Here is a 21,586-nt window from a genome sequence, read left to right as displayed (position 1 = left end):
AGTACATTGATCTATAAGCAAATAAACATTCGATTATTTTTTTATCATTTGTGATTATTCCAGCAAAACCTCTTTTCGTCCGTGCCAAGGATGGTGCGTCATTAGCTACCGTGTTTTACTAAACCGCTGCACGGTGGCTTTACTCATGCTTCAGCTAAGACGACTGATGTCTCTACTTGACGTTCAGAGATATTCCAATACTTCCTTAATAAATTATTCTTTTCTTCAATTGAAACAACCTTAAAGCCATGTTTTTCATAAAACCTAATGGCCCAATCCGCGGCTGCCCATGTCCCAATCAGTAGAGGTTTGTTTGTCAAAGTTTTTAAATGTGAGATTAACTTCCCACCTATTCCTGAGTTCCTTCTTTCGGTTCGTACATAAGCATGTCTTATCAACGTTACATCATTGACATCCTGAATACCCATAATTCCAAGCAATTGTCCGTCCTCTTCAAGTCCCCAAAATCGAACTCCTTGACTAATCTCGTGTAATAGTTCCTCTTTTGGCATATATGGTTCATTCCAACAATCAATTGGAATGACACCTTGGTAAGCTTGTGCAGCATCATTAACTATTTCATATAATATTTCACTTTCACTGGGTTCACATTGTCTAATCATCTAAAATTCTCCTTTCTTCCCGGTGACTGTCGTAGAACGTTTTGCGAGTTTACGAAGTCTGGTTATACGTCCATATTATCTCAGATTTTGGTAACACCCTGTTATCTGGTGTCATCGTCTTTCCGCTTGCACAAAATACATAATAGGTGAGTATAAAGCAAAATCTATTATATAAACAATTTGGAGGTGTGTGTAAGTGCCTAACCTGTCAGTCAAAGAGCTCAATTATATTAAAGATTTTCTATCTTGGGAACTGCTTATAGCGAAAAAGTGTAACGAATGTGCCAACCAGGAGGTAGATCCTGTATTTAAGGGAGTATTTAATAACGTAGGACAAATCCATCAGCAAAACTATTTAAACCTGTTAACTTATCTCCAACAACAGCCCAATCAAGGAGGAATGGTACAATGATTGACAATAACTCAATAGTAACAAGCCCATTAGGGGTTCAGAAAATCGGAAAAGGTAAGTCCCCAGTTCTTCCAAAAGAAAAAGATCCCTCTTTTAACTTGCGTGATAGATTAAATGATACTCTGTTGAGTGAAAAGTACGTTATTGAAGGATACACAACCGGGTCTAAAGAGATTCTTGACGAGCAGCTTTACAATACTGTAATAAAAAACCTAAATAATTTAAAGCAGGTTCAGCGTTATTTATTTGAAGAATTATTTAACCTTGGAGAATATCAGGCCGATATTGCTACTCCGCAACAAATTTCTGATACACTTGAAGTCTTTACAAAATACAAAGTCCAGTTACCCTATCCACAGTAATCATCTAGGTGATTTAAGATAACGTCCCGCCGGTTCCCGCCGCGCCCTAACCGTATTTATCTACCTCTAAGTTGCGGGAACACCGTGTTGTATTAAACCGCTGCGCGGTGGCTTATAGAATAATAACCTAATTCAATTTGAGTCATGATATCATCTTCTCAAGCTCTCACTATTAGCTTTGAAAGGATGATTTTTTCATGACTCAAAACTGATATACCCTATCTTACCATTTTTTGCAAATGAAATCTAGAATGGAACTTCGCGGGCTCTCTCCTCAGACGGTTCGACATTACCTTTAAGTCTTGGCTTTTTCTTTTGTTCTGAACATCATAAATCGCTTACTGTTCTACGAAGTGGGAGGCCCCTCAATGTGGCGAGAATGCCGTGTTATCTGTTGCCCGCCGAAAATACCCTGATAAACCTAGATATTTATATTTCGTGAACAAAATCTATACTATTTAGTTTAATCGATACCTGTAAATATGAAACAACTATGATACAGCCATGATACATTCATTTATCCCACACAAACCGATACATGCATGTTATCTTGATAATTAATAGTTAAACTCATGTATCTAAGTCGAACGATGAATACATATGTAATTTGTGGGCAAATTGACAAATTCCTTCTTTACGATACAAGTCTCTCTGGTGTAGCCTCCAACTGAGCTTGTCCCAGATTCGTCACTGGTGACGAATCTGGGACAAGCTTGCTCAACTATATGATGTTTTTCTCACTCGTTTTCTATTTGTTCAGAACAAAAAGTTACAGGAATCTACGTGTTTTACAATTAGTTTTCAAATTCCGATTATACTCGGGTGGAAATAAAGCATCTGGATTTTGATGATCTCCACCGGATTTTCAGATATTATATTTTTAGTTGTCTTAACCTCGAAACGGATTGACTAAAATTCTTTTACAAGACCTATTTTTAAAAATAGTATTGACCTGAATATTTTAATGTGGTATAAAACGTAATTATAAAATTGTTTAGGAGATTCCACATGAACCAGTTCGAGTCTAAGTTGAAAGATTATATAAATTTTAATTGTCTAGATGCAGAACACTTAGTTTTTAAAGAATCTTGCCATTCCGTAGAAGAAGCTGCCAAAGCATCTAATTCTTCGCCAGATGATTTTGTCAAAAACATCTGTCTGATTGATGAGAATAATAATCTCATTATAGCTATAGTAAAAGGTACAGATAGGGTAAGTACCACCAAAATAGGTAATATACTTAATATCGCTCAGCCTAGGACAGCTACACCTGAAGAGATTCTAGAAAAAACCGGATATCCCTGCGGTGGAGTCCCTTCATTTGGTTATTCCGCGCAATTTCTTATAGATCCAAAGGTAATGGAAATGGACGTTGTATATACCGGGGGAGGGTCTCCTAATTCTCTTGTTATTATTTCGTCTGTTACACTTCAAAAAGCAAATAAAGGCGTGGTTCTAAAAATTAGAAAATAACTCTTAAAACAGCATTACAAAATAAGAAAATCCCTGAAGCTTCATTTATGATAGAAAAATACTCACTCCATGTATGGAGTTTTGCAAACCAAACAAAAAACTCTATGTACGCAAACAAAATTGCCACATTCTTTGCAAGTCCATCTAGTTTCCTCATTTCGTAAAAATGAATCCATGCCATATTGCTTTATATGCTCCAGGTTCTCAAGCATACTCATATGATATTTTGTTCGATATCGTTGATCCAATTGTTTCAGCCTTCGGCAAGGAAATTTATTGCACTCAATGCAAAATCCCGATTCATTGCTTTGAATTATTGAACAGTTTTTGATTATGCAACTAACACGACCTTTTGTTTTACACTTATTATCTATATCACTCCGACACCCTTTGCATTGATTTTTCTCTCTTTGGTAACCTAAACAAATTCTACAATTCATACCACAAGGAGCAATCAACTCTTCTTTCATTTTATTCATCTAATACCTCACACCTCAAAATATATATAATAACGTCACACATTATCTAATATTACTGTAAACCCGACTAACTCAAAGATATACCTAAAATCTATTCTATCCTTCTGTTTTTCAATCAGGAAACTTCAACGCGAGTAAGAATAAGATATCCAAACGAGGCTCCAGTTATCTACGTAAGGCTTTATATCAGGCTACAGTTGCAGGAAACAGCAATTTGCCAGGCGGCCCGCGTAATAAGATCCTCTATGAGTTTTATGCGAAGAAACTGGCGGAAGGTAAACCCACTAAGACCGCTATTATTGCCGCTTGTAATAAGCTTATTTGGATAATTAATGGGATTCTTTCTTCCGGAAACCCCTATTCTTTAAGTCACTAATTCTCTTTTACTTAGAGCATTCCTTTAATTTTTTCTCTTTTTGAAAGTTTATTCTGTAGGCTTGCTTTGTTATTACCTCTTTTACATGAGGTATGATATTTTAAGATGTTTTTAATGACAAGGATTAGCTGGTTTATCTGACGTTGGTCGGCCCGCGAAGCCAAGGCCGCTACCCCAAAAAAATCTTCTATAACATCAATTCTATTTGTTTTATCGCTTTCTTATCAAGTAATCCGCCTGTAAGTGCTTTAAAAATGTATGTATCAATTTCTTCTGTAGTTTGATGTTTTTTAATCAACAAAAGAATATTTAGAATATCAGTTAATATAAGCTTTCTCATTGTCGGTTTAACATCCATAATATCAACGGATATAAGTTCGTTTGCAATTTTATTATGTAAGTTTGGCCTGTAAAGAACTATTTTGATTAATGACTGTATACACTGGCGTACCGTAATCGGCTTTTCATCATCTATGATTTTTAAATAGTCATTAATTGTTGTATCAATTTTGTTATCCCTATCCCATTTTACATTAACTGCAATAAGCCTTACTCCAATACTTCTCTGATAAGAATTAGTACTCTTTAACTTTTCACAAAAAATATTCCAAAAAGGATACACATCATCATATTCCTCAGAACGATGTTCTAATAATAACAATGAATGATATCTCAACTTATCATCTTTTTCAGTTAACCATTCTACCAGCAGAGATATGTCTTCTGCCTCTAAAGTTTTAGAGAGTTCGAGTAAATTTTCTTTTTCTATTGCCAATAATCTATCAAGATTAATCATACTTCCACCCCTTTTGTAAATACCTCAAAAATAATGCTAATCCTACCGTTATTATTCCAAAATATTCTACATTTATCATGATTATCCTTTTTAAGTTAAGTATTCTTATAAATATTACCATACGAAACCCATGTTTTATTTATGGCCCTATTATTTATAGACAAATACGACAACGTTATCGTATTTAGAGTAAGCCTTCCTTACCAGGTAAATACAAATGCGCTGTCGCATTTGGCACAAGCTATATGTTAAAAAGGAAATAAAAAAATCAAGAGTCCATCAGATTCTAAAATCCGCTAAACCCTTGATAAGTCTCAATATGGTGCCGAAGGCCGGGGTCGAACCGGCACGTCCGCAAAGACATCGGTTTTTGAGACCGACGCGTCTGCCAATTCCGCCACTTCGGCAATTTGGAGCGACTTGCTATGTTGATTCATCAAACGCTGCAGGTCAACCTTACTTTTGATATTTTATAGTATCAGCGCTAAAAACGCAAGAGTAAAACAAACTTTATTTTCGCGTTTGTCTATCATTTGTCTATCGCTAATAATAGAAATTCGTTTCACCTTTAGCGCTGTATTCCCAATTTCCCAATTCCGATATGTCTCGGTGAATCTCTACCGTATCTATGAGATTCGAATACTTGTCAGGACATCATTGGCTTCTTCCGCCTCCGATTCCGGTACGAGTATTTCAATACTGGCATCGGCTGAATCCTGGGAGCCAATCGTTCGCAGCTGAACCAGGATACCTTCTGCGGACAGAGCATTTTGGTATTTTTCTGCGACAGCCTTATTGGGTGCGATATAGATCACGGTCCACATTTGCATACCTCCAACCAATAATTCCGTTTAGACTTTTCTATTATACTTCTCAAGAAGCGCTTTTTCTACATTCATTGGCACAAATTCAGAAATTTTCCCGTTAAGACTCGCTGCCCATTTGATCGAACTCGAGCTGATAAATGAATATTCGCCGTTGGTCATCAGAAAAACGGTTTCGATATCGGGCGCCAGCTTTTTATTCATTAAAGCCAATTGGAATTCGTATTCGAAGTCGGTTATAGCCCGTAAGCCTCTAATTAAGGCAATGGCTTCGCATTGGTGGGCGAAGTCAACCGTGAGTCCGCTAAACGATTTAACCTCGACATTCTTCATATCTTTAGTTTCGTAGCGAATCAGCTCTTGCCTTTCATTCAGCGAAAAAAGAGTTTGTTTATTATTATCGGAAGCAACGCCGACAATGACACGGTCAAACAAGAGTACTGCCCGCTGTAAAATATCCATATGGCCGTTCGTCACCGGGTCAAAGGTTCCCGGATATACTGCAATGCGCATGAATTTCTCCTTTTGGTACTAAGATTCCATCTTCTTTTTTCTGACATTCATCTGCTATAAAACCAGTCATACACTACAACTGAATCATACACTACATTTCATCATTCACCATAGTGTTCGCTTAATTCTATTATTTTATATCACGGATCGCTTAATCTGTCATTATTAATTTCGTTTGCTATCACAATTTATTAAGCCTGCCACTTCACATTATGTTGCCCCAGTAAGGCAAAAAGTTCAAAATCCAGATCGTCAGAACGTGTTACGAAAAAACTGTCATTGGTCTGAAAGGTCTTTTTGGTGTCCTCGCAATAAAAATAAACCGGCTCTTTTCCCTTATAGGAACCCAAGACAGCCATGATACTATCAACCAATTCTTTATCCTGATTACTCTTTATTTTCAGAAAAAGTTTATTCAACGGACTATTGCTTATGATCTTATTGCCAGTGTTACTCTGACTAAGTCGGGTATTCATATCGGATGTGGTGTCATGTCCTGAATTCTGATCATGATGATGCGTATCAAGGCTGTTTGCTTGGCCAGAAGCGTAGGCTGCTTCCGGTTCGTTCACGATCGCTGATTTATTCCGAAAAACGTTTGATTGGGTATTCAGCTTGATATCGGCGATAGGCACAATCTTTTCCGCAAAGATTTTTTTCTCGTCCTCATTGACATAATAACGTCCATGAATGATCATAATCTGATCATTTTCCATCCGTACAGCCTCGGAGAAAAGCCGCGGGAATACTAAGACCTCCATGCTGCCCGTCAAATCTTCCAACTGAAAGCTGGCCATCATTTCCCCCTTTTTGGTGATAGTCTGCCGATAGGCATTGACGATCCCGCCGAGGATCACCTTTTTTTCATCGGTGCTTTCCAGACAAGAAGCGATGTTCGAACTGGTGACCTGTTTCAGCACTTCTTGGACGGCATCGAGTGGGTGCGCTGTTAAATAGATGCCGATGTATTCCCGTTCCATTTTCAGGATCTCATTTTCGGTGAATTCAGGAATGTCCGGCATGACAATATTCTCCTGGATCGTCTCATCCAAATCAAATAAGGAAATCTGACCGGACTCAGCATCCTTTTGCCGGTTTTGGGCCAGCTCCAGTGCTTGGTCCAGGACTTTCATCGCCTGAGCACGTTTACAAAGCGATTGGAATGCTCCAGCCTTGATCAGGCTCTCCAGCGTTCGTTTATTTAGAACTTTAGAATCAAGCCTCACGATGAAATCATAAAATGATTGGTATAATCCGTTTTCGCGTTCGTGAACGATCTTATCAACGACGTGTGTACCCACATTACGGATTGCCTCCAGACCGAAACGAATAGCACCGTCTTCGATGGTAAAATCGCGATAGCTGTGCTGGACATCCGGAGGAAGGACAGTGATGCCGGTACCTCTGGCCTCCTGGATATAAAAGGTAACTTTATCCGAAGAGCCAATCACGGAACTCAAGAGCGCCGACGTATATTCCAGCGGGTAATTCGCTTTAAGGTAGGCTGTCTGATACGCAATCAGCGCATATGCAGTGGCGTGGCCTTTGTTGAAGCCGTACTCGGCGAACTTGGCAATCAAATCAAAAATATCCTCTGCTTCCGCTTGGCTGATTCCCAAGCGGAGAGCTCCCGGTACGATCCATTCCCCATCTAGGTCCTGCAAACCGTAGATAAAGTTCTGCCTTTCCTCGGCCATTATCTTTTTATCTTTTTTACCCATCGCCCGACGCAGAAGATCAGCTCTTCCCAGAGAGTATCCGGCCAAAGTCCGCGCCAATTGCATGACCTGTTCCTGATAAACAATGATGCCATAAGTCGGGCGTAGGATCTCTGCCATTAATGGATGGATGACTTTGATTTGGCCGCCGTGTTTTCGGCGTATAAATTCAGGGATTTGGTCCATAGGGCCCGGCCGATACAATGCAACAACCGCAATGATATCTTCAAAACAGCTCGGTTTGAGTTCTTTGAGAACCGCGCGCATTCCGCCGCTTTCCAGCTGGAACACTCCGGTGCTGTTGCCTTCCGAGAGCATGTCATACGTCACTTTATCATCAAGGGGCAATTGATTAAGGTCAAGTTTTATACCCTTCGTCTTCTCAATATTTTCTACCGCTTTCGTCAGGATGGTCAGGTTGCGGAGACCCAGGAAGTCCATTTTTAAGAGTCCGATTTCTTCAACGGATTTCATTGGGAACTGTGTCATGAGGAGCCCATCTGTTGTTTTTTGCAGCGGCAGATAACTGGTAAGTGCGTCTTTGGCAATAACCACCCCGGCAGCATGTGTTGAGGCATGACGCGGCATGCCTTCCAGCGATTTGGATATTTCCAGCAGCTGTTTAACTTCCTCTTCTTCCCTTACCATTTTTTGCAGGTCGGGAGACACCGTCATCGCGCGTTCCAAAGTCATACCGATTTCGAAAGGAATAGCTTTAGCCACCTTGTCCACTCTGGCCAGCGGGATATTCAAAACGCGTCCGACATCACGAATAACCGCCTTCGCCCCCATCGTTCCGAAGGTGATGATTTGGCAGACCTTCTCTTCACCATATTTATCAGTAACATACTTGATTACTTTTTCCCGTCCTTCCGGGTCAAAGTCGATGTCGATATCCGGCATGGAAATGCGTTCCGGGTTCAGGAAGCGTTCAAACAGAAGGTCATGCTGCATGGGTTCCACCGACGTGATCCCTAAAAGATAAGCCACCATACTGGCTGCTGCCGAACCACGACCCGGTCCCACCGCCACCCCATGCTCCCGGGCATAACGGCAAAAGTCGGAAACGATGAGGAAATAGCCGGAAAAACCGGTTTGCGTGATAACTCCCAATTCATATTCCAGACGCTCCCGCTGTGCCGGCGTCGCCTGCGGATAGAAGTGAGGAAAGGCCTTCCAGCAGAGTTCTTTGAGATAGTCATCCAGTGAATAACCCACAGGTACTTCATATACCGGCAGAAAATGCTGGCCGAAATGAAATGACACATCGCATCGGTTAGCGATTTCGTTGGTTACCCTTAAGGCCTCCGGGGTTTCACCAAACAAAAGTGCCATTTCTTTAGCATTTTTCAGATAATATTCCCTGCCTTCAAAGGTCATTCGGGAAGTATCCGCCACTGTTTTTCCTGTCTGAATGCATAACAGGATATCCTGAATGGAGGCATCTTCTTTTCGGATATAATGAATATCATTGGTGGCAACCAGCGGTATTTTCGTTTCCTGATGCAATCGGCGCAAGGCGGCGTTGACTTTGCGCTGTTCACTGAGCCCGTGGTCCTGCAGCTCCAGATAAAAGCGGTCGGGGCCGAAAATATCCTTGAATTCCATCGCTGTCTGTCTTGCCCGCTCATAGTTATCCTGCATCAGATATTCAGGAATCTCTCCGCCCAAGCATCCACTTAAGGCAATCAAACCTTTGCTATGCTGCTGCAAAAGCGCCTTGTCCGCACGCGGCTTATAATAGAAACCATCTACATAAGCCTGAGAGACGATTTTCACAAGGTTCTGATAACCCTCATTGGATTCAGCGAGCAGCACAAGATGATGATTTTTGTCATCTTTACCGAGGACACGTTCGCTTCTCTTCCCCGGCGCCATATAAATCTCGCAGCCAATAATCGGCTTGATGCCCTGCTTGCCGCAAGCTTTATAAAATTCGAGCACGCCATACATGACCCCATGATCTGTAATAGCCAATGCCGGCATCTCCAGATCCGCGGCCGTCTGGACCAGATCTTTAATCCGGGCTGCTCCGTCTAATAAACTGTATTCGGTATGAACATGGAGGTGGATAAAACTCACGACGTTTACCATGTCCTTTCTGCTGATTTTCTTTTTTTCATTTTATCATACGCCGGGCGATAATCCCATGAGATGTTTTTTCTTGTCGATTTAATACAGACGAAAGACGCCTCAATCTTGAGACGCCTCCTGAGCTTTTCGCCAAAAAGATATCAATATTGAACATCAACCAAGCATAACCCTTTCGCTGGCGCCAACGGCCCTGCTTCCCACCGCTTTCTTTCCTGCAGGATTATTTCAATGTCGTCTGGCAGCAGCGTTCCCTTCCCCACTTCGATTAGGGTACCAACGATTATCCGCAGCATATTCCATAGAAAACTGTTTCCATTAAATTCAATTCGAATCAAGCCATTATTTTCGTGGATCGCAATCGAATGGATTGTTTTGACTGTTGATTTATTACTGCGTTCATTGGTAAAGCTTTGAAAATCATGGGTACCTATGAGCCGATCTGCAGCCGCTTGCATTTTTGACAAATCGAGCTTATCCGCAAGATGAAACACATATTTCCGGTTAAACACATCTCTGAATTTATTGCTGTTGATGGTATAGACATACGTTTTGGATTTTACATTATACCTGGCATGAAATCGCTCAGAAACTTCCTCCATCGACTTGACGACAATATCTTCCGGCAAATACTCATAAAGATAGGCTAAGATTTTTTTCGTCTTATAGGATGATGCCGTATGGAAATTAGCGATATAGTTTTCGGCGTGGACTCCGGCATCTGTTCTTCCGCATCCGATGACCTGAATTTCTTCTTCCGTCATTTTGGTTAAAACCGCTTCGATCTTGCCTTGAATTGTCAGGTCGGTATCTTTTTGTTTCTGCCATCCTTTATATTTGGTTCCGTCATAGGCGATGGTCATTCTTAAATTTCTCATGTCACCTTACCTTTTATTACGTGTTTTTCGTAAGACCACTTCTTACTCCCAGTCATATTTCCGATTTTAGCATAGTTTTGAAAAACAAGCGAACGATTTGCGGATCAAACTATTTACCGCAGTTTTTTTCTATTTCAATGATTGCTTTTTAGTTAATTTAATTCCACTCGCTGACTCTTTTCGAATGCTGATCTTCCTATTAATTGTTTTCATATATAACATGATTGATGGAAAGGATCGCCGGGCTGCGGTTGATGTCATTATCAAGTGCTTTATGTTTGTACATATAATCTTCAGCTCTTTTCAGGACATGAAGGAGATCTTCATCACACTGATTCTTGGTGTCCCAGCCCAAGGAAATACGTACCGATAAATTGTTCACATATTCTTTGGCACATTGTGTTTTGATGCGATGAACAATGCACTTCGCTTCTTCGATATCCGTCCGGGGAAGCAGGATAACAAATTCATCGCCCCCCCACCGTGCGACAATGTCATCTTTGCGACAGGCGCTTTGAATACTCGCTGCCGCCTTTTGTAAGAGTTCATCCCCTTTTTCATGCCCAAATGAATCGTTTACCAGCTTCAGCTCGTTGACATCGCCCATGATAATGGAAATCGGGAGATTTCGCGAGGTGTCTAATCGCTTTATTTCCTCTTCATAAAATCTCCGGTTATATAATCCGGTCAATTTATCATGATAGCTTAAATAAGTGATCTCTTCCTCTCTCTTGCTCCGTGTATCCATTTCTCTTTCCAGTACGATATTGAATTCTTTTATGGCAGCCATCGCTTCATCTAACTGCTGATTGCGTTCCTGCAACTTCTTTTGCAGCTCGCTATTTTCTAGTAATAATTCTGCATTAGCCAGTGCCAGGAATTTTTGTTTTTGATGAGGAGTTAAATACACTGACGATCCTTGAGTTGTTTCTATATTTTCCTTATTGACTTTAATCACAAGCATCGCCGAGGTTTGATTCATATGACCGATGAATTCTTCACCGTATGTTGAAAAACCTACCGTTGGAATACCGCTGAATATTTCGCCGTAGGCTTGAGCTAAGCCCTTATTTTCTATTTCTATGGTCCGGTGGATACACTGGAAATTAATAATGCCGTCGATCCGTCCCAATTGGCTAATCGCCCTTTCCAGCGCATGTGTTGTATCCTCGATGATGTTAGCCGGCTCGAGTAATTGGACTTCCATCCCCTCCAGGATACTACAGTAAAATTGAATATTTGTTCCGATAACACGACGTGGTGATCTGACAAAAAGATCGTTATCGCCAATGGCTAGACCGACGGGATTTGCAAAGAAATAATCCGGGGCTTCGTCCACTGAGTTCACGCCGAGTGCTTCAGCATACGCCAAGGCTGCAGGTTTACCGTTAAACTCAACCACTTCTCTGGTTTCAAGATGCACTTTATTGGCAGTTAATTTATAATCTAACGTCTTAAAACTTTGGGTCTTAATAAATGAAAATTCTGCGTGTTCATTTATTTTCACCAGGACAAGAAGAGCTGCATCAGTATATGCCTTGCCATCCACACAGACATACGTCTTCTTATACTGTCCGTCATCACCGGCAGAACCGCCGATAAAATTCACATTCGTTTCATTTCCGATCAAATCCATGATTTTTTCTTCGGTCATACTTAAACCGTCAATCAAAACGATGCCAACATAGCGCATTGCATCCATGGTATACGGATTCTCATCAAAGTAGCGCTCGAAAGAACTAAATGCGTCTTCAACCTGTGGCATGGCCGTAATGTGTTCAATGACGTCCGCTTTCGCATCCGCAATGACATTCGAATTAAAAGCCATGGCTACAACCGAATTACTGGCCAATTCCGTATTAATGATCTCGCCGGCTGTCGAACAGCCGAATACGAGACTACCCGGAAAAGCATCTTGCATCAAGCTGCTTAACCTATCCTGATTGTAAACGGAAGATGCAAAGAAAATCAGCAATTTCACCGTGATATTATCACACTGCTTTTTAAGATCTAAGACAGCTTCCGCTTCATCCCGTGCAGAGGAAAAAACTGACTTTAGATTAGGCGATTCTGATTCTACCGTATTATCACTGAATTGCTTACGAAAGTTATACAGCTTCTCCATGATACTCGGGTCATCTTCGGAGGTACGCGTGTAGTGATCGGGATTAATCCCCTTGAGTATCAATTTTGCTTTCGTCATTTCCACGATAATCGGATTCTCTTTGGATCGTTCCTGGATAATCGAATCAATTATTTCAATAATCTTGCCTGCCAAAGTAATTCCTCCTACGGCTGAAATATCAGTGTAAGGATTTTTAACTTACAAATATCGATAAATTATTACATTCTTCACCCTATTTTTTATATCGAAAATATATTGTGCAATATTTAGACATTTTGCGTCTTCTTCAAAAAAACACCGCTCCTAATTATCCATGACCCCGCGCATAAATTCATCCATGAAAAATATCCCAAAATCGCCGCCGGCGGCGATTTTGGGATACCGGCCTTTCCAGGAGGCAAAAAAAGCTCCGCCAGGTGACGGAGCTTTTTGTTATCTTAAGTGCCGGTTATTTCCTTCCCGGTGTTGTTTAGTCCCTGTCGTTAGTGAGCTTGGCTTTGTCCAGGAGCCAGAAGATGATTCCAAGGACCATGCCAATGATCGTAGAAAGTGGGAGGCCTTCAAGGTTAAAGGACGCGCTGATCGGAATATACGCGCCGGATAGGCCGGTAACAAGGACGACCGAGGTCAGGGCAAGGTTACGGGATTTACTGTAATCGACCTTGGCCTCGACTAGAAGCCTCAGACCGGAAGCAGCGATCATGCCATAGAGCATAAAGCTCACGCCGCCGATGACGCTCCAAGGGATTGCCTGAATAACAGCCGAAACCGGTCCGATAAAGGCGACGACGATGGAAATGACGGCCGCGCCGCCGATGACCCAAACGCTGTAGACTTTCGTGATCGCCATGACGCCGATGTTTTCACCGTATGTCGTTGTTGGGACTGATCCGACAAATCCGGAAAGTGCTGTGGAGATGCCGTCGCTGAGGAGCGTTCTATGCAGTCCCGGGTCTTTGATCAGATCGCGGTCGACGATCTTGCCCGTGACCATCTGGTGGCCGATATGCTCCGTCACGATGACTAGCGCCGCGGGCAGAATGATAGCGATGGCGGCGAGATCGAACTGCGGTGTCTGGAATTGCGGTAAAATAAAGATCTGATGAGTGAGGGTCTGGTCGATATGAAACTGTCCGAACAGAGCGGCGACGATACAGCCAACAACGATTGAAATGAGGATCGGGATAACGGCAAGAAATTTTTTAAAGAGAATCGAGCCGAAGATGGCTGTCAATAGCGTGATACAGAAAACGATGACGTTATGATAGTCAATGGTGGCGAGCTCGACGCCCGGAACCGGGAGACCACCGCTCTTGGCTGCAGTACCGGCCAGTGTCAGACCGATAAGCGCCACAACGGGGCCCATAGCGGCCGGAGGCAGGATAACGTCGATCCATTTTGTACCGAACAGCCTGATGAGGAGCGCAACAACACAGATAACAAGTCCGACAACGACGAAACCGCCCAGCGCCAGCGGGTATCTAGACGCATCCTGGGTGGCACCGGCGCCCATGATCATGAAAACGGGCGAAAGAAATGCAAAGCTTGAACCAAGATAGGCCGGTGCTTTGCCTTTGGTAATGAGTATAAAAAGTAAGGTACCGATACCGTTCATCAATAAAACGACGCCCGGGTTAATTCCAAATAAAATCGGAACCAATACCGAAGCGCCGAACATTGCGAACATATGCTGGAGACTGAGCGCAATACCCTTACCTAATGGGACACGCTCTTCCACTTGAATGATATTTCCTTGCATGTAAACACTCTCCTTTAAACATATGGCACATTATAACATAATAGGTGGGCAGAAATAAAGGAGAATTCTCGATATTTTGTAGAAAGATATCGAAAAAAGTGAAGCTTCAAAAAATTTTATTTCTTATCTCCCATCCGAGCTGTCATCAGCCCTTTGGCCAATAATTCCTCGTCATGGTATACTTCTATTTCGATATTACAATTCTTTTTAGTCACTAACAAGAGCTTGGCTGTAATGCGGATGACGGTACCCACCGGAACCGGGTGAAACTGATAGAAGCTGAAATTCTCCGTGATCGCATCGAGATGATATTTCTTTTGAAGCGCAATATACCCTGCGGTATCCATGAGAGTCACAAGCACACCGCAACTGGCCGAATGAAATTCATTCGCCATAAACTGGGTGACTTCTCCTTCGATCGTCAGGTTTTCCGAGTCGTCGACATAATGAAAACCACTACGGATCAGGTTATCCACGGTCTCCCCAAATTGCGGCTGCTTCTGGACCTGTTGCAAGGCCTCCAACACATCCTGCAAGCTAACGATCCCGATCATTCTTCCTTTATCCAAGACAACAGCTACTTCCCAGCCTTCCCAGACCATCTTTCGGGAAATATGAGTGACTGAGTCATCTTGTTCAACCGTGAACGGGTTTCGATTCATGACGCTGGTAATCGCTGTATTCGTGGCCGCACCGGCTACCTCAACCGCAGTAACGATCCCCATAAGAGAATCATTTTTATCGATAACCGGGAAACGACTGTGACCTGTGCTCTGGGACAACGTATACCAATCCCCGACCGTCGCACTGTCAGAGAGAGTTTTGACATCCTTGACCATGATATCCCCGACCAGAAGCAGATCCTTATCGATTAGACGATCAAAAAGAGCACGATTGATCATTGTGGTCACGACAAATGTGTCATAGGGTGAAATAATTATAACAGAACCAAGGCTCTGTGCCAGCGAAACAACTTCTTCCGTCGGTTCCAATCCACCAGTAATCAGTAAAGGAACGTGTTTCTTCAAGGCAAAAATCTGGGCGTCTGACCGATTACCAACGATGCACAACGCATCCTCTTCTAAATACCGTTCCATATCGTTCAACTGCATGGCAGCAATAATAAACTTATTCGGGCATTCTGAGAGACGTTCTTCTCCGCAGATAACAATCCCTTCAACGATTTGAGAAACTTCCTGCAGCGTAAAATCTTCGATCTGTTTCTCTTTAACGCCTTCGATACGGATCGTTCCCACCTTCGGAATGGAGCGAACAAAACCTTTATTCTCTGCTTCTTTGATCGCGCGATAGGCAGTCCCTTCACTGACATCAAGTTCTTTCGCAATAAATCGGACAGAAACCTTGCTGCCAATCGCCAAATTCTCAATAAAACCAAGAATCTGCTGATGCTTTGTCTTCATTAAAGTAAAACGCCTCACCTGTTTTTTTCTAATTATATCATATAGTGAGGACCATATACTATTTGTTATATAATAGTTTTCTTTTTATAAATTATTTTTTAATTTATTTCATCTTCTTTAAACGCTGCGACAGCTTACCGCCGAGTTTTCCTGATACCCGCGGACTCAGTGAGTCCCAGCCATCCTTTTGAACCTGGCCGATGATTCCCAATTCTGAAGCAATTTCCATTTTCATTTCTTCGATAAAATCGGATTGCTTTTTTTTACTCTTGCGCTCATTCATTTTGCCTTCCCCTTTGATGATCATAATATCGTGATAGCTGCAAGCGTTCCTTCCCTGAAGGGACATTGGGGTAATTTTTGCGATGGCCTGTTTTTCAGACAGCAAATCCCTTCCACTGCATAAATACAATCACGCACACACTCATTCGTCGTCATTTTTATTACGGGTTTTGCGGTCATCGCCATTCATCTCCTATAAAACAAATTAAAATAGAATCTTAATGCTATTTTTACCCGTTCTAATAGAAAATATCCTGTATTAAACTACAGGATATCAAAATGGTTCATTTTTACCGTTCACTCTTAGTTCTATATTTTCGCCTTTTGCTTATCACTATCATCATCAACATCATCGAACCTGCTTCCCGAATTATCCTTTTTTTCGGGATAAGGTTCTTCATCTTGAGCGGCTTTCCGGTACGTGTTGACTTGCTTAATCGGCTGCCGGACTTCCCTGAATTGAGCACGATACGAAACCAAACGAAATTTACGGAACATGATACGGACGATAACCGCGAAATCAATGACCACCAGAACGGCTGCGGTGAACCAATGGCCATATGTAGCGAGTATCGCCGCTAGACCAAAAAACAGACTCACGCCATAGAGGACAATAACAGCCTGTCGCTGGCTCAGTCCGGTATCCAGCAAACGGTGATGAAGATGCCCGCGATCGGCTCGGATAATGGAATGCCCTTTCAATTTTCTGCGGACAACGGCAAATAACATATCGATAAGCGGGATGCCGAGCACAAGCAAGGGGAAAACCAAGCTGAGGACCGTGGCGGTTTTCAGCATGCCCCATATTGATACAGCCCCGATCATATACCCGAGAAACATACTCCCGGAATCGCCTAAAATAATTTTTGACGGGTGAAAATTAAAGAGGAGAAAACCAAAGGTCACACCGGCCAGTGCCAGCATGACAACCGATTGGGTCGTGGAACCAATGTGATTCGCCGACCAAAATAGCATCAGCGCTGCAATAAAGCATATCCCTGAAGCCAGACCGTCCATGCCGTCGCTTAAATTAACGGCATTGACCAAGCCAACCACCCATATTACCATAAACAGCGTTCCGATTATGCTCAGTTCGATGCGTCCAATAATCGGCAGTGTCACGTGGGCCACGGTAAATCCGAAAAATATCAGTACTGCCGCCGCGATGATCTGACCTAATAATTTGTACAACGGACGCATACCCTTGATATCGTCAACCATCCCGACAACAAAGATAATGGCGCTTCCCAGGAGCAGTCCTATCAGCCGCTTATCCATAGGAACAGTTAATAAAACAGCGAGCCAGAAGGAGACATAGATAGCCGCCCCCCCCATGCGCGGAAGCGGTGTTTTATGGATCCGGCGCTCACCTGGAAAATCCATAACACCCCAGCGTTTGGCCAAGACGATGGCAACGGGGGTTAATATGATAGAGAATACAATAGCTAAAACAAACGTAATCAGATAGGAATGCATCGGATCGCTCCTTATCAAAAAATAGCCTTATGCTGCGTGCCGTTCAGGCATCGACAAGAGATTACACTTTATCAGCATAATCGAGGATAATTCCATTGCCGAAGGACTTCATAGGCGAAAACGGCCACCGAATTAGAAAGATTCAATGACCGGGCATCCGCTTGCATGGGCAGCCGGATCAGCCTTTCGGGATATTTCTGCAGGATTTCTGGTGACAGTCCCTTAGTTTCCCTGCCAAAAATCAAGTAACAGGGTTCCGACTCTGGGTATTTAACAACCGTATGATACTGCTTCGCCTTTGTCGTCGCTAAATAATAGTGACCCTGCGCATTTTGGGTCTCAAAGTCGCTAAAATTTTCATAAATCATCACATTAAGAAGATGCCAATAATCCAGACCGGCTCTTTTTAAATGCTTATCATCAATACTGAAGCCCAATGGTTTGATTAAATGCAGATCGGCGTGTATCGCCGCACATAAGCGAGCTATATTGCCGGTATTCGGCGGAATTTCAGGTTCAACCAAAACAATATTTAATTTATTTGCTGACATTCGTTTGTTTTCTCCATAATAAGATGTCTCCAACACAACAAATATATTATAACCTGAAAATATTAAAAAATGAACGTTCAAATCGGCATGGGGATTTAAAAAGAGCGAAAAAGCCTAAAATTACGCGTTCAAATCCTAAAATTTTGTATACATAGGCAATATGACTGGAAGAAACGCATTAATTCTGATATATTTAGTAGTTGAATAGGAGGAGGAATCGCTATGAAACAAAACTTAACGCAAAAAATACTAACAGCCCATCTCGTTTCCGGTGAACTCGGTGCCGGAGGAGAAATCGGCATCAGAATAGACCAAACTCTGACCCAGGATGCTACCGGAACAATGGCGTATCTTCAGTTTGAAGCCATGGGGATCCCCAGCGTCAAAACGGAATTATCTGTTAGCTATGTTGATCACAATACCCTGCAAACCGGCTTTGAAAATGCGGATGACCATGCCTTTCTGCAAAGCACAGCTTCGCGTTTTGGTGTCTATTTTTCCCGTCCGGGAAATGGAATCTGCCATCAGGTCCATTTAGAACGTTTCGGGAAACCGGGAAAGACCCTCTTGGGTTCTGACAGCCATACACCAACCGGGGGCGGCATCGGCATGATTGCCATCGGAGCAGGCGGCCTGGATGTTGCTGTGGCTATGGGCGGCGGAGAATTCTATTTGCCTGATCCCAAAGTCGTTAAAGTCAACCTCACCGGGAAATTATCACCTTGGGTATCTGCCAAAGACGTGATTTTGGAAGTCCTGCGTCGTTTGTCTGTGAAAGGCGGCGTCGGCAAAATTTTTGAATATGCCGGTTCGGGAGTTGCTACGTTGAGTGTTCCTGAAAGAGCGACAATCACCAACATGGGCGCGGAACTGGGGGCTACCACATCCCTATTCCCCAGCGATGAACTGACCCGTATCTTCCTTAAAGCTCAGGGACGCGAAAATGACTGGATCCCGCTTACAGCAGATGCCGATGCAGAATATTATGAAGAAATCACCATCGATTTAGCGACGCTGGAGCCTCTAGCCGCTCAGCCCCACATGCCTGATAAGGTCGTCGCTGTCAGCACACTGACGCATATCAAGGTACAGCAGGTTGCTATTGGCAGCTGCACCAATTCATCCTACCGTGACTTAATGACAGCTGCCGCAATCTTAAAAGGAAAAGTCGTTGATCCGAGTGTCAGCCTGGTTATTGCTCCCGGTTCGCGTCAGGTTCTGACGATGCTCGCCAATAACGGTGCTCTTACCGATCTGCTTGATTCCGGCGCCCGGATTCTGGAGTCTGCTTGCGGCCCTTGTATCGGCATGGGGCAATCCCCTTCTTCCGGAGCTGTTTCGTTAAGAACCTTTAACCGGAATTTTGAAGGACGCAGCGGTACCGCTGACGCGGGCGTCTATTTGGTCAGCCCGGAAGTCGCTGCGGCCAGCGCTTTAACCGGTTATTTCACTGATCCCCGTACATTGGGTGCTGCTGCGGACATCGCCATGCCCGAGAATTTTCGGGTCGACGATTCTTTGATCGTATCACTGGGATCACCCGATACCGACATTGTCCGCGGGCCCAACATCAAAGCACTGCCCATTGCGCCCAAACTCTCAGCTAATCTGGAACTTCCTGTTGTTATTAAGCTGAATGATAACATTACAACTGACGATATTATGCCGGCGGGGGCAAAAATCTTACCGCTTCGGTCCAATATTCCTGCTCTTTCGGAACATGTTTACAGCAAAATTGATGCTCAATTTTCAACACGTGCCAAACAGCTTGGTCAAAGCATTATTGTCGCCGGACAAAATTACGGACAGGGGTCAAGCCGTGAACACGCTGCTCTGGTGCCGATGTATCTAGGCGTCCGTGTCGTACTGGCTAAAAGCTTTGCACGTATCCACAAAGCGAATCTGATCAACTTTGGTATTCTCCCTCTGACCTTCGTTAATGAAAAGGATTATGATCTGATCAATGCTGACAGCACTCTGATCTTCTCGAATTTAACTCAAGCCGTATCCTTGGACAACGAATTTGAGATTGTCTTACGCGGTGAGAATATCGCTATCCCGGTTGCTCATCATTTAACCGAAAGGCAGGCAAAAATAATATTAGCCGGTGGCTTGCTCAACTATACAAAGGAAACAAGCAAATAACAGACGAAACGGTATTATATCCGTTGCCCGGTTTGGCGAAATCGCAAGCATTTGTTTTAAAATAGTACAAATAATATTCAAAACGGTAATCATTTTTGCTAATGTGCTAATGACGCAAAAAACAACAAACGCCAAAATGCAGGAAAAACAAGGGTTTTCTTCTAACCACCCTATTGGCACGGAATTTGCATTATAAATAGGGGTACTGATCTGAAATACCTTTATACAGGATTTTTAGATTTAATTCCAATCATTGATTTTTTGATCAGAAAGTTAGGAGGTGACTCATATGTGTTTTCGCCCCACAGCTGCTGCTAAAGCTAAGAATTGTCCTGCTTGCGGAGCTCTGAATCCTGGAATGGCAAAAACTTGCGTCAAATGCAAAGCCCCTCTCGAAGATGCTCCGGCTGCGGAACAAAAAAACGAGGAAAATAAATAAGTTTTCCACTGAATTAATTTAAAATTATTGATCGTCTGTAAAAAGCCCGGAAGCCCAAGCAAGTGATACATATCCTCTTGGCCTCCGGGTTTTTTACTTGCGATGCAGGCGGGGAGACAGAGAGTGCATGGGAAAGGGAGACAGAAGGGACGGAGACAGAAGGGACGTAGAACTTTGTCCCCTGCCAAGGGGACAAAGTTCTACGTCCCTTCTGTCTCCCTTTTGATTTTCCCTTAAATCAACTGTCGTCTGTACTTTGGTGCGAACACGATATGATATTTACAATTCCACTGCGTGTGTGATAAACTTTCCGTATCCATTTGGATTACTACCTCCTATTTTTGTGCGGCTGCCAAACCTGCACTATCATATCAAAATTGGAGGTAGTCTTTCTACGCATAGCTAAATCTTTTTGGAACCACCTGCATAGCAGGTGGTTTTCGTTAGACAAAAAGGGGGACAAAGGTCTACGTCCCCTTTGTCCCCCCTTTTTCCCGGCTCAGGGAACAAACATATTGACTTTTTTGCCTTTTACAGCCATTTTTCTGGCTAATTCCTCTACCGGGCCATATTCGATGACGCTGGCCAGACAGTGCAGGGCGCATGATGGCTGTTCGCCTTTGGCCACGCGGTCGGCACACAGATCACAGTAGCTGGTGGGCACTGGAATGTAATTCCATTCATACTTTTTGGGTTCAATTTCCCATGGGCCTAATTCTAGTACTTTTATTCCCCATTTACCGAGGGGAAGTCCTTTTTCATTTTTACAGGCTACTTCGCAGCTCTGGCAGCCTGAGCACCATTCATAATCGATCATTAAACCATAACCGGACATATCCATAT

General features: G+C 42.9%; 19 protein-coding genes, 1 tRNA gene and 2 pseudogenes. 6 read left to right on the top strand and 16 right to left on the bottom strand.

The window, feature by feature from the left end; all coding sequences use genetic code 11:
- Nucleotides 1-143: 143 nt before the first annotated feature.
- Entirely contained in the window at nt 144-623 is a 480-nt protein-coding gene (locus LPY66_RS09400) for a GNAT family N-acetyltransferase (RefSeq protein WP_337987814.1), read from the bottom strand.
- Nucleotides 624-819: 196 nt separating this feature from the next.
- Between LPY66_RS09400 and LPY66_RS09395 the strand changes: the two genes are divergently transcribed.
- The 3 genes from LPY66_RS09395 (at nt 820) to LPY66_RS09385 (ending at nt 2,870) form a co-directional block, all read left to right on the top strand.
- Nucleotides 820-1,035: a hypothetical protein gene (locus LPY66_RS09395; RefSeq protein WP_337987813.1), complete on the top strand. Its 216-nt coding sequence runs from the start codon at nt 820-822 to the stop codon at nt 1,033-1,035.
- Nucleotides 1,032-1,397 (top strand): spore coat protein, encoded by a 366-nt coding sequence (locus LPY66_RS09390; RefSeq protein WP_337987812.1) that lies wholly within the window; start codon nt 1,032-1,034, stop codon nt 1,395-1,397. The genes LPY66_RS09395 and LPY66_RS09390 overlap by 4 nt, the downstream gene beginning before the upstream one ends.
- A gap of 1,008 nt (nt 1,398-2,405) precedes the next feature.
- Nucleotides 2,406-2,870, top strand: coding sequence for a YbaK/EbsC family protein (locus LPY66_RS09385; RefSeq protein WP_337987811.1), 465 nt, complete (start codon nt 2,406-2,408; stop codon nt 2,868-2,870).
- Nucleotides 2,871-2,932: 62 nt separating this feature from the next.
- Here LPY66_RS09385 and LPY66_RS20995 read toward each other — a convergent pair whose 3' ends face one another.
- Nucleotides 2,933-3,340 (bottom strand): DUF3795 domain-containing protein, encoded by a 408-nt coding sequence (locus LPY66_RS20995; protein ID WP_443112482.1) that lies wholly within the window; start codon nt 3,338-3,340, stop codon nt 2,933-2,935.
- Between the two features lie 121 nt (nt 3,341-3,461).
- Between LPY66_RS20995 and LPY66_RS09380 the strand changes: the two are divergent.
- Nucleotides 3,462-3,725: pseudogene (locus LPY66_RS09380) on the top strand (transposase); the annotation flags it as partial.
- A 187-nt stretch (nt 3,726-3,912) separates the two neighbouring features.
- Here the strand turns inward: LPY66_RS09380 and LPY66_RS09375 are convergent.
- From LPY66_RS09375 to LPY66_RS09320, 12 genes are all read right to left on the bottom strand, one after another.
- The gene (locus LPY66_RS09375; protein WP_337987810.1) at nt 3,913-4,521 is read right to left on the bottom strand and encodes a hypothetical protein; all 609 of its coding nucleotides are present in this window, start codon (nt 4,519-4,521) and stop codon (nt 3,913-3,915) included.
- A 320-nt stretch (nt 4,522-4,841) separates the two neighbouring features.
- Nucleotides 4,842-4,928, bottom strand: a tRNA-Leu gene (locus LPY66_RS09370).
- Between the two features lie 219 nt (nt 4,929-5,147).
- Complete coding sequence (locus LPY66_RS09365; RefSeq protein WP_337987809.1) at nt 5,148-5,345, bottom strand: glutamate decarboxylase; 198 nt, start codon at nt 5,343-5,345, stop codon at nt 5,148-5,150.
- 27 nt (nt 5,346-5,372) lie between these two features.
- Nucleotides 5,373-5,858, bottom strand: coding sequence for a pantetheine-phosphate adenylyltransferase (gene coaD / locus LPY66_RS09360; RefSeq protein WP_337987808.1), 486 nt, complete (start codon nt 5,856-5,858; stop codon nt 5,373-5,375).
- A 191-nt stretch (nt 5,859-6,049) separates the two neighbouring features.
- A complete protein-coding gene (locus LPY66_RS09355; RefSeq protein WP_337987807.1) occupies nt 6,050-9,670 on the bottom strand; it encodes a DNA polymerase III subunit alpha in 3,621 nt (1,206 codons plus the stop codon).
- Nucleotides 9,671-9,810: 140 nt separating this feature from the next.
- Entirely contained in the window at nt 9,811-10,545 is a 735-nt protein-coding gene (gene truA, locus LPY66_RS09350; RefSeq protein ID WP_337987806.1) for a tRNA pseudouridine(38-40) synthase TruA, read from the bottom strand.
- A 199-nt stretch (nt 10,546-10,744) separates the two neighbouring features.
- Entirely contained in the window at nt 10,745-12,823 is a 2,079-nt protein-coding gene (locus LPY66_RS09345) for a sensor domain-containing diguanylate cyclase (protein WP_337987805.1), read from the bottom strand.
- A 316-nt stretch (nt 12,824-13,139) separates the two neighbouring features.
- A complete protein-coding gene (uraA, locus tag LPY66_RS09340; protein ID WP_337987804.1) occupies nt 13,140-14,429 on the bottom strand; it encodes a uracil permease in 1,290 nt (429 codons plus the stop codon).
- 116 nt (nt 14,430-14,545) lie between these two features.
- The gene (locus LPY66_RS09335; RefSeq protein ID WP_337987803.1) at nt 14,546-15,850 is read right to left on the bottom strand and encodes a DRTGG domain-containing protein; all 1,305 of its coding nucleotides are present in this window, start codon (nt 15,848-15,850) and stop codon (nt 14,546-14,548) included.
- A 103-nt stretch (nt 15,851-15,953) separates the two neighbouring features.
- Nucleotides 15,954-16,238, bottom strand: coding sequence for a small, acid-soluble spore protein, alpha/beta type (locus LPY66_RS09330; RefSeq protein ID WP_337987802.1), 285 nt, complete (start codon nt 16,236-16,238; stop codon nt 15,954-15,956).
- 203 nt (nt 16,239-16,441) lie between these two features.
- Complete coding sequence (locus LPY66_RS09325) at nt 16,442-17,608, bottom strand: glycosyltransferase family 4 protein (RefSeq protein WP_337987801.1); 1,167 nt, start codon at nt 17,606-17,608, stop codon at nt 16,442-16,444.
- A gap of 71 nt (nt 17,609-17,679) precedes the next feature.
- Complete coding sequence (locus tag LPY66_RS09320) at nt 17,680-18,159, bottom strand: tRNA (cytidine(34)-2'-O)-methyltransferase (RefSeq protein WP_337987800.1); 480 nt, start codon at nt 18,157-18,159, stop codon at nt 17,680-17,682.
- A gap of 222 nt (nt 18,160-18,381) precedes the next feature.
- Here LPY66_RS09320 and LPY66_RS09315 point away from each other — a divergent pair, with 222 nt between their 5' ends.
- Both LPY66_RS09315 and LPY66_RS09310 read left to right on the top strand, forming a co-directional pair.
- A complete protein-coding gene (locus LPY66_RS09315; RefSeq protein WP_337987799.1) occupies nt 18,382-20,304 on the top strand; it encodes an aconitate hydratase in 1,923 nt (640 codons plus the stop codon).
- Nucleotides 20,305-20,593: 289 nt separating this feature from the next.
- Nucleotides 20,594-20,743 carry a hypothetical protein gene (locus tag LPY66_RS09310; RefSeq protein ID WP_337987798.1) on the top strand — a complete coding sequence of 50 codons (150 nt, stop codon included), beginning with the start codon at nt 20,594-20,596 and terminating at the stop codon, nt 20,741-20,743.
- A 236-nt stretch (nt 20,744-20,979) separates the two neighbouring features.
- On the opposite strand, the pseudogene LPY66_RS09305 reads toward LPY66_RS09310, so the two are convergent.
- Both LPY66_RS09305 and LPY66_RS09300 read right to left on the bottom strand, forming a co-directional pair.
- Nucleotides 20,980-21,063, bottom strand: a pseudogene (locus tag LPY66_RS09305) (transposase); the annotation flags it as partial.
- Between the two features lie 179 nt (nt 21,064-21,242).
- Nucleotides 21,243-21,578, bottom strand: coding sequence for an oxidoreductase (locus LPY66_RS09300; RefSeq protein WP_337987797.1), 336 nt, complete (start codon nt 21,576-21,578; stop codon nt 21,243-21,245).
- Nucleotides 21,579-21,586: the final 8 nt, after the last annotated feature.

The sequence above is a fragment of the Dehalobacter sp. DCM genome, assembly GCF_024972775.1.
GTDB lineage: Bacteria > Bacillota > Desulfitobacteriia > Desulfitobacteriales > Syntrophobotulaceae > Dehalobacter.
This window is presented reverse-complemented; position numbering and strand designations above follow the sequence as displayed.